The organism is Corallococcus exercitus, assembly GCF_003611585.1.
Lineage (GTDB): Bacteria > Myxococcota > Myxococcia > Myxococcales > Myxococcaceae > Corallococcus > Corallococcus exercitus.
This window is the reverse complement of the sequence record NZ_RAVW01000041.1, coordinates 25349-34526: the sequence shown is the minus strand read 5'-3', so window position 1 is coordinate 34526 and position 9178 is coordinate 25349. Positions and strand designations below refer to the sequence as shown.

At 71.8% G+C, this 9178-nt stretch carries 8 protein-coding genes; 4 read left to right on the top strand and 4 right to left on the bottom strand.

Annotation, left to right across the window (positions count from 1 at the left end):
* On the bottom strand, positions 1-1270 hold a 1270-nt coding region (locus tag D7W79_RS08120; protein WP_120524768.1), incomplete at its 3' end, for a Kelch repeat-containing protein.
* A 123-nt stretch (positions 1271-1393) separates the two neighbouring features.
* Here D7W79_RS08120 and D7W79_RS08115 point away from each other — a divergent pair.
* Positions 1394-2935: a sensor histidine kinase gene (locus D7W79_RS08115; RefSeq protein WP_120524767.1), complete on the top strand. Its 1542-nt coding sequence runs from the start codon at positions 1394-1396 to the stop codon at positions 2933-2935.
* The gene (locus D7W79_RS08110; RefSeq protein ID WP_120524766.1) at positions 2932-4251 is read left to right on the top strand and encodes a M16 family metallopeptidase; all 1320 of its coding nucleotides are present in this window, start codon (positions 2932-2934) and stop codon (positions 4249-4251) included. The genes D7W79_RS08115 and D7W79_RS08110 overlap by 4 nt, the downstream gene beginning before the upstream one ends.
* Here D7W79_RS08110 and D7W79_RS08105 read toward each other — a convergent pair.
* Positions 4232-5557 carry a tetratricopeptide repeat protein gene (locus tag D7W79_RS08105; RefSeq protein WP_120524765.1) on the bottom strand — a complete coding sequence of 442 codons (1326 nt, stop codon included), beginning with the start codon at positions 5555-5557 and terminating at the stop codon, positions 4232-4234. The genes D7W79_RS08110 and D7W79_RS08105 overlap by 20 nt on opposite strands.
* 40 nt (positions 5558-5597) lie before the next feature.
* On the opposite strand from D7W79_RS08105, the gene D7W79_RS08100 reads away from it, so the two are divergent.
* Positions 5598-5942: a hypothetical protein gene (locus D7W79_RS08100; protein ID WP_014395261.1), complete on the top strand. Its 345-nt coding sequence runs from the start codon at positions 5598-5600 to the stop codon at positions 5940-5942.
* Positions 5943-5955: 13 nt separating this feature from the next.
* Here D7W79_RS08100 and D7W79_RS08095 read toward each other — a convergent pair whose 3' ends face one another.
* On the bottom strand, positions 5956-6555 hold the full coding sequence (locus D7W79_RS08095) for an RNA methyltransferase (protein WP_120524764.1): 600 nt from the start codon (positions 6553-6555) through the stop codon (positions 5956-5958).
* Between the two features lie 86 nt (positions 6556-6641).
* A complete protein-coding gene (locus D7W79_RS08090) occupies positions 6642-7670 on the bottom strand; it encodes an AraC family transcriptional regulator (protein ID WP_120524763.1) in 1029 nt (342 codons plus the stop codon).
* 132 nt (positions 7671-7802) lie between these two features.
* On the opposite strand from D7W79_RS08090, the gene D7W79_RS08085 reads away from it, so the two are divergent.
* Positions 7803-9167, top strand: a complete 1365-nt coding sequence (locus tag D7W79_RS08085) for a cytochrome P450 (protein ID WP_120524762.1) — start codon at positions 7803-7805, stop codon at positions 9165-9167.
* Positions 9168-9178 lie beyond the last annotated feature (11 nt).

Sequence of the window (9178 nt, the reverse complement as noted above, 5' to 3'; positions counted from 1 at the left end):
GCACCACCACGCGTCCGTCCGGCAGCGTCACCGCGCATGGGTTGGCCCGGGGCATCAGCGCGGGGCCGTCGCTCACCTGGAGGACGCCCTCCAGGAACTCGGAGGCTCCCACGGGCCGCGCGCCCTGCGCCGGGTCCAGACCGTCCAAGCCCCCCATGACCAGGGGGCGTGGATCCTCGTCCGCCCGGCCCAGCAGCGCCACGGTGGCCCCCACCCGGGGCACACGCAGGTCGGCCCCTGCCGGCTTTGTCTGGATGCGGTCGCCGCTGAACTCGAAGGGCACCACGTCCCTCACGGCTCTCAGTGAAGTGGCTCCGCCCACGACCTGGAAGAGCTGTCCGCCCCGCTCGACCGTCAGCGCCGCGTCCACGAAGGCGAACGGAGCGGGGTACTGGACCAGGCGTCCGGCGATCGCGTCGAAGCCTTCCACGGTGTCCACGGTGCCGCCGTCCACCGCACGTCCGCTGACCAGCAGGACCTGGCCCGCCGTGTTCACCGCCGCCGCGTGCTGGTAGCGGGCCGCCTTCAGCGAGAGCTCCCTCATGACGTCCGTCGCCGGATCCAGGAGGCGCGCCGTGGGCTGCAACGTCACCGGAGCGAAGGACTCCGCGCCGCCCGCCAGGAACACGCGGCCGTCCGGCAGCAGCGAGGCCGTGTGGAAGGCCCGCGCGCCCACGTCCGGCCCGGGCCTGAACGTGCCGTCCGCCGGGTTGAACAGCTCCGTGGTCGCCGACACGGGCCGCGTGCCGTTCGCCTCGGGCCGGTAGCCTCCGGTGATCAACACCCGTCCGTCCGGAAGCGTCGTGGCCGTGTGCGCCGCGCGCGCCTCGGACGGCACCGAGCACGTCCCGGGATCCGACGCCAGGTTCACCGGCACGAACTCCCCCAGCCGCCGCAGGAACACGCGCGCCGTCGCCGCCTGCCCGTCCGTCACGTCCAGCGGCGCGGAGCGGCCCAGCGACACCAGCTGTCCGCCCTGATCCGGTGCCCCCACGTAGGCCCGCACCTCCAGCACCCGACCACTGCCCACCGGCAGGCCCGGCACGTCCTCCTCCGTCCAGTCCACCGTCGATACCCGTTCGCGGGGCGACTCAATCCCCGGCCCCGTCACCCGGAAGCGCAGGTGCGTCACCCCGGCCAGGGGCGGCGTGCCGGCACACGCCTTGGTGAGCAGGTCCAGGGTGGGCCGGACCTCCTTCTCCCCGCAGGCGGGGGTGAGGGCCACGAGGGCGGCGGCGAGGAGCGTGGAGCGGACGAAACGCGGAGCCATGCGGAGGACGCTACCAGCCCCCCTCCCCGGAGGGGTGGAGTCCAGACGGCCGGAAGCAGGCGGCGCGGTGGGGATTGCGCTGTAATGCGCCCGCCCCAGGACGTATGTCCTGTCCCCTCCTCCATGAAGCTCTCGCTCGCCACCCGCATCTTCCTGGGCTACGCGCTGGTGCTGCTGACGTTCGGGGCGGTGTCCCTGTTCAGCGTGGCGGAGCTGCACCGCAACCGGCTGGAGATCCGGCTCGTCAGCCAGGGCTACCTCCAGCTGTCCCAGGATGCCGCCGCGCTGGAGACCTTCCAGACCAGCCAGGAGAAGGACACCGAGCGCGTGCTGGAGCAGAACAGCGTGGAGACGCGCCGCGCGCTCATCCGGCTGGCCAGCCTCTACTACGCGCCCCAGATGGCCCAGCGCCTGGAGGCCGCCCGCGCCAAGGCCCGCGAGGTGCTCACCTTCGCGCCCGAGGGCGAAGTCCCCTTCGTGAAGGAGCTGGACGCGCGCTTCGCCGAACTGGCGCGCAACTCCCAGGCCTACGGCCACGCGGTGGAGGCGGTGTTCACCGCGCTCGCGTCCGAGTCCCCCGAAAGCCAGGAGGTGGCGCGCGCCACCGCCGAGCTGCGCCAGCTTGAGAGCGCCATCAGCCGCGAGCTGCGCGTGCTGCGCGCAACGTTGGGCAACCGCATCCGCGAGCGCGTGGACGGCGCGGAGGAGCGCGAACGGCGCACGGGCCTTACCATCATCGCGCTGTCCATCATGGCCATCGGCGTGGGCGTGGGCGTCACCGCGTGGTCCGCCCGCACGCTGCGCCCGGTGCGCACGCTCATCGAGGGCGTGTCCCGCATCGGCCGGGGTGACTACTCCGCCCAGCTGGGCGTGCGCGGCGAGGACGAGGTCGCGCTGCTCGCGCGCGAGTTCGACCAGATGGCCCGCTCGCTTCAAGCGCGCGAGGCGCAGCTCAAGTCGCAGGCCGAGGCGCTGATGCGCGCGGAGCAGCTGGCCGCGGTGGGCCGCATCTCCGCGCAGATCGTCCACGAGGTGCGCAACCCCCTGTCCTCCATCGGCCTCAACGTGGAGCTGCTCCAGGACGCGGTGGACAGCGCGAAGTTCGACTCGCAGGACACCGCCACGGAGGCGCGTGAGCTGCTCTCCGCCGTCACCCACGAGGTGGACCGCCTCACTGACGTCACCGAGCAGTACCTGCGCATGGCCCGCCCCGCCCGGCCGGACCTGGAGCCGGAGGACATCATCGCGGTGCTCGACGGCGTGCTCGACTTCACCCGCGAGGAGCTGGTGCGCGCAGGCGTGGAGGTGGTGCGCGACTTCGCGACGGACACGCCCCGCGTGCTCGCGGACCAGGGGCAGCTGCGGCAGGTGTTCCTCAACCTCCTGCGCAACAGCCGCGAGGCCATGCCCACCGGGGGCAGGCTCACCGTGGCCACGGCCCCGCGCGACGGCGACGTGGAGGTGACCGTGCGCGACACCGGCAACGGCATGACGGAGGAGGTCCGCCGCCACCTCTTCGAGCCCTTCTTCACCACCAAGGAGGGCGGCACCGGACTGGGGCTCGCGGTGAGCCAACAGATCCTCCAGGCCCACGGGGGCTCGCTCTCCTGCCAGAGTATTCCCGGCCAGGGAACGACCTTCGTGTTAAGGCTTCCCTGCGCATGAGCTTTACACCGTACCGGGACGTGCTGCCCTCGGGGCTGCGCGTCGTCACCGTCGAAACGCCCCACCTGCACACCGCCCTGCTGGCCGTCTATGTGAGGACCGGCAGCCGTCATGAGACGGTGGAGAACAACGGCGTCAGCCACTTCCTGGAGCACCTCTTCTTCCGGGGAAGCGAGGGCTGGCCGGACACGGTGAAGATGAACGCCGCCGTGGAGGAGGTGGGGGGCAACCTCAACGGCGCCACCACGCGCGACCACGGCTACTACTACACGCCGCTGCACCCGGCGCACCTGCGCGTGGGCCTGGACGTCATCGGCGACATGCTCACCCGCCCCCGCCTCACCGACATGGAGGTGGAGCGGCAGATCATCCTGGAGGAGATGCTCGACGAGGTGGACGAGAAGGGCCGCGACATCGACCTGGACAACCTGTCCAAGCGGCTGCTGTTCCCCGGCCACCCGCTGTCCCTCAAGATCGCCGGCACCCGCGAGTCCGTGAAGGCCCTCACCCACGCCCAGGTGCTGGAGCACTTCGCCCGGCACTACGTGGCCGGCAACCTGGTGGTGTCCGCAGCGGGCAGCGTGAAGCACTCGGAGGTGCTGGAGCTGGCGGAGCGCGCCTTCGCCCACCTGCCCAAGGGCAGCGCCACCACGGAGAGCGCGCCGCCCCTGCTGGGCCCCGGTCCGCACTTCCACTTCGTCACCCACGACGAGTCGCAGACGGAGTTCAAGCTCACCTTCCGCGCGGTGCCGGAGCAGCACGAGGACTTCCCCGCGCTGCAAATCCTCCGGCGCCTGCTGGACGACGGGCTGTCGTCGCGGCTGCCGTTCGAGATCGTGGAGAAGCGCGGCCTCGCGTACTCGGTGCAGGCCGGGCTGGACACGTACCACGACATCAGCCTCTTCGAGATTGAAGCGGCCAGCGCGCCGGAGAAGGCGTCGCTCGTGGTGGCTGAAGCGCTGCGCGTCCTTGCGGAACTCTGCGACCAGGAGGCGAGCGAGGAGGAGCTGAACCGCGCCAAGCGCCGCCACCGCATGCTGCTGGAGTTCTCCCAGGACTCGCCGGGAGAGCTGGCCGGGTGGTTCGGCGGCGTGGAGCTGTTCCGCCCGCCGGAGACGTTCGGCCACCGCGCGGATCAGGTGGACCGCCAGACGGCCGCGCGGGTGCGCGAGGTGGCCCGGCGCTACTTCACGCGGGAGAACCTGCTCGTCGTGGCGGTGGGCCAGCGCAAGGGGCTCAAGGCGCTGGAGAAGGTCGTCGCGGACGCGGAGGGGCTGCCCTCCTCCGCCCCCGCCGTCAGCGCCGCCCGCGGATGATGATGGGCCCCGACGGGGCCTTCTTCTTCTTGGGCGTCGCCTTGTCGATGGCCTTCTGGATGCGCAGGTACTCGGGGTTCTGCGGCTCGCGCTTCAGGACCTCTTCGATGAGCTTCTTGCCGCGCGGCAGCTGCGTCTCGAACTGCGCGTAGAGGTTCGCGAGCGCGGCCTTCTCCTCCGGGGACGCCTCGCCCAGGCCCATCAGCCGCTCCAGGACCTCCTGCGCCTCCGGCTTGCGGCCGGCATTCAGGTGCAGCCGCCACAGGCGCGACAGCGCGGGCGCGAACGCGGACTCCGTCTTGAGGGCGAAGCGGTAGCTGTCCTCCGCCGCGCGCGCGTCGCCCTGCTCCTCCAGCACGCGTCCGCGCACGTACAGCGCGCGGGCGAAGCGCGGGCGCAGGTGCAGCGCGCGGTCCACCAGCTGCTGGGCCTCCGACGCGCGGCCCTGGGCGCAGACGATCTCCGCGAGCCACGCGATGGCCTCCGCGTTGTCCTCGTCGTCCTCCACCAGCTTCTTGAGCGCGCCCTCCGCTTCCGCCGGGCGCTTCATCTCCATGAGCACGCGGGCCTTCATCGCCACCACGTCCGTGGTGTCCGCGTCCTCGGGCGGCACGGCCTGGAGGTCCGCCTCCGCCATGTCGTAGACGCCGCTCATCAGGAAGTAGCGAGCGCGCAACAGCCGCGCGGGCGTGAAGCTGGGAGAGGCCTGGAGCACGCGGTCCATCAGGTTGGCCGCGAGCAGCTCCTCGCCCTTCATGAGGAGGATTTCGGCCTCCACCGTCTTCGTCGCGGCGTCGTCCGGGTTCTCCCGGAGGATGCGCTCCAGCGTGGTGAAGGCCTCGTCCGGGTGCCCCTGCCGCGCCTGGAGGCGGGCCAGCGCCAGGATGTTCTCGTTGGACAGCTTGCCCTCGTCCCTCAGGGTGACGAGCACGGAGATGGCCTGGGCCGTCTGTCCCTCGCCCAGGTACAGGTCCGCCAGCTGCTTCTGGATGACGGGGTCGCTGCCCGGCAGGAGGCTCTCCGCCTGCTTGAGGGTCAGGATGGCCGCGCCCGGATTGCCCGCGCCCTGGTGGGCCTTGGCCAAAAGCAGCAGCGGCTCCACGCTCTCCGGCGCGGCGTTGGCGGCCTTCTGCAGCTCGGAGATGGCGCGGACGTACTGGCCCTGCGTGAGCGCCTCACGGCCCTGCGAAAGGGAGTTCTGGACCTGGACGGCCTGCTTCTGCGCGGCCGCCGTCTCCGGGTCCTTGCAGGCAAGCGGCAGGAGCAGGACGAGCGTCCAGGGACGGGGGAAAAATCGATGGGGCATCGCTGAGGGACAGGGTAGCGGATGTTATCCTTCTCCGTCGATGGACCCTTTCGTGCGCCGCCTCGTGGAGAGGCTTCATGACCCAAGCCGGCCGCTGTCGCGGAACCGGCACTTCCACACGTTCGACACCCCCGAGGGTCGAATGGCGCTGAAGGTGTTCCGCCGTCTGCGCAGCCTCCAGCAGGACATCCTCGCCTGCCACAAGGAGGGCCGCCGCGCCCGCATCTCCCGCCAGGTCAACCCGGACGGCGACCACCGCATCGAGCTGTGGATGGAGCGCGTCGCGGGCCGCCGGGTGTCCATGCTCCAGCCCGCGGAGTACGAGCTGCTCGCCCGGCTGCCGGGCGTGAGGGACGCGCTGGAAATCCTCGACGAAGCGGCCTGAGGCCCGGCGCGCTTCAGAACACCCAGGGCCCCAGGCCCGTGGGCGCCCCGTCACACGCCGCCCGCAGCCGCGCCTGGGCGTCCTCGTAGGAGAGCCGGGCCGCGTCCGCCTGGAGCGTCACGGAGGCCCAGTCCCGCCACGAGCGCAGCACCGCGACGTGGCGTCCGTCGTCCTCCTGCGCCTCCGAGAAGTGGACCAGCAGGCGCTCCTCCAGGGCCTCGCGCGCCTTGGTCCACGGCCCTTCCTTGTCCAGCCGGACGCGCTTGTCCCGCTCCACGGTGGACAGCAGCGCGCGGGCCTCCGCGGACAGCCCCTGGAGGGACGGGCGGCGGCGCGCGGGCTCCATGGCGACGCGGTAGACGGCGGGCCAGAGCGTGGGGTCCACGAAGGCGATCTTGCCTTCGACGAGCCGCACCGCGAGCACGTCCTTGGACGCGCGCAGCATGCGCCCCAGCCGGTACGCGAGGCGCCCCTTCGCGTGGTCACGCCAGCTGCCGGTGGGCCGGCCGCCCATGACCTGTTCGACGAGGGACGTGGGCCCGTGGGTGGGCACCTCGGTGATGACGTGGCGCGTGCGCACCAGCTCTTCCGCGTCCCTCAGCGTCTTGATCATCCGTGTTCCCCTCTCCGGCGCGGCCGTGCGCCGCGCCCAGGGAGAAAACATTCCGCGCAAGGGACGGATTCCGGCGCCTGCCCCCTTCACGGCTTCGGGCCCTGCGCCTGCTGCCACTGGCCCGGCGTCGTCCCGCTCCAGCGGCGGAAGGCGCGGGTGAAGGCGCTGGCGTCGCTGAAGCCCAGGAGGAAGGCGATTTCGAAGTGGGGCAGCTGTCCGTCGCGCAGCAACTGGAAGGCGCGGTCGCGGCGCACGGCGTCCTCCAGGCCCGCGAACGTGACGCCCTCCTCCCGCAGGCGGCGCTGGAGCGTGCGCTCACTCACCGCGAGCCGCGTCGCGACGTCCACGGGGACCAGGTCCCCCGTGCGAGGCTGGGCCGCGAGGACCTCCTCCACGCGCTCGCGCCAGGAGCGGGCCTCGTGGGCCTCCAGTTGCGCCAGCTCCGCTTCCGCGCGGGCGTGGAGCAGGTTGCCCAGCTCGATGTCCGCGTGGCGGATGGGGAGCTTCGCGGCGGCCTCGTCGCCCTGCACGAGGTTGGCGCTCGCGTCGTATTCGATGCCGACGCCGAGGAACGCCTCTACCTGCGCGGAGGCCGCGTGGCGCGGGTGCGTGACGCAGACGCGCGTGGGGCGCCAGTCCTCGCCGCTGAGCGCGCGGCCACTGGCCACCAGCGCCACGAGCAGCCCCTCCACCGGGTGCTTCAGGCGCGAGGCCCATTCATCTTGCGGATCCAGCTCCAACTCCACGCGCAGCACGCCCGGCATCACGCTGACGCGCCACCTCGTGCGCGGGTCCAAGAGCGCGTGGATGCGGCAATAGCGCTGGAGGGACGTGCGCAGGTCGGGGCTGTTGACCAGCACGTAGCCCACGAGCCCCACGTGGGTGGGCTCCAGGGCCTGCGCGAGCCGCACGGCCAGCGGCTCGGAGCCGCCCACTTCAACGAGCAGGGTCCACACGCGCTGGAGCGCCGCATAGGGCAGCCGCACGTCCGGCCGCGCGAGCAGGGCTTCGTCCACGCCCACCGCGTCGAGCAGCCGCGCACGGGGGATGCCCAGCGACGCGCCCACCTGGAACAGGGGACGGAACAGCGAGGACTGGAGCGTCTGGGGACGCATCGCGGGCCAGCATGGCCTGACGCCCCCTACCCTCGCAATGCGCCGTGGCGCCCGCGGACAATGCGTTGGCGCCCCGGGACCATGCACGCCGGGCGGTGGGGCGCGATACCTCCCTCCAGGAGGAAGCGCCCGATGACCACCGCCGCCGTCACCCGCCAGCCCCCCGGCCCCCGGGGCCACCTGCTAATGGGCATCCTGCCCGACGTGCGCCGCGACATCCTGGGCTGCCTGGGGAGCCTCCATCGCCAGTACGGCGACGTGGTGCGCTACCGGCTGGGCCCCCTGCGCTCGCACCTCGTCGCGCATCCGGACGCCGTGAAGCACGTGTTGCAGGACCACGTGAAGAACTACACGAAGGACCACCTCTCGTACCGCATGGGCCGGTGGATCACCGGCGACGGCCTGCTCACGAGCACGGGGGACTTCTGGCTCCGGCAGCGGCGGCTGGCCCAGCCCGCCTTCCACCGGCAGCGCATCGCGGGCATGGCCGCCGGAATGGTGGGGCAGGCGGAAGCGATGCTCCGGCGGTGGGATACGGCCGCCGCGAGCGGGACGCCCGTGGGCATCAACGAGGAGATGATGCGGTTGACGCTGGCCATCGTCGGTGAGGCCCTCTTCGGCGCGTCCGTCGAGGGCCAGGCCCGTGAGGTTGGCGCGGCCTTCACTGTGATCAGTCAGCAGATCGCGGAGCGGTTCCGCACCTTCCGCATGCTGCCGCCCATCCTGCCCACCCGCTACGACCGGGCCTTCCGGGACGCGCGTGCCACGCTGCTGGGAACCGTGCAGGGCATCATCGCCACGCGGCGCCAGCACGGCGATGACACAGGCGACCTGCTCTCCATGCTGATGCTCGCGCGCGACGAGGACACGGGCGAGGGCATGACGGACGAGCAGCTGGGGAGCGAGGTGATGACGATGCTCCTCGCCGGCCATGAGACGACGGCCACGTCGCTGAGCTGGGTGTGGGGCCTGCTGTCGAAGCACCCGGAGGTGGAGGCCCGGCTGCACGCGGAGCTGGACGCGGTGCTCGGGGGACGCACGCCCACGGCGGAGGACGTGCCGAGGCTCGTTTACACGAAGCAGGTGGTGGAGGAGACGATGCGGCTGTACCCCGCGGCGGTCATCTTCAGCCGCACCGTGAAGGAGGATGACGTCATTGGCGGCTTCCACATCCCGAAGGGAAGCGCGGTGGACGTGAGCCCCTACGTCACGCAACGACATCCGGACTTCTGGGAGGAGCCTGAGGCCTTCCGCCCGGAGCGCTTCGCCCCCGAGGCCGCGGCGAAGCGCCATCGCTTCGCGTACTTCCCCTTCAGCGGCGGGCCGCGACAGTGCATCGGCAACAGCTTCGCGATGATGGAGACGCAGCTCGTGCTGGCCACCGTGGCCCAGCGCTACCGCCTGCGCGAAGCGCCCGGCTTCACGCTGGAGCCGGACTCGCACCTGACACTGAGGCCGAAGGGCGCGCTCCCCATGTCCCTGGAGCGCAGGGCCTGAGCGTTCAGCAA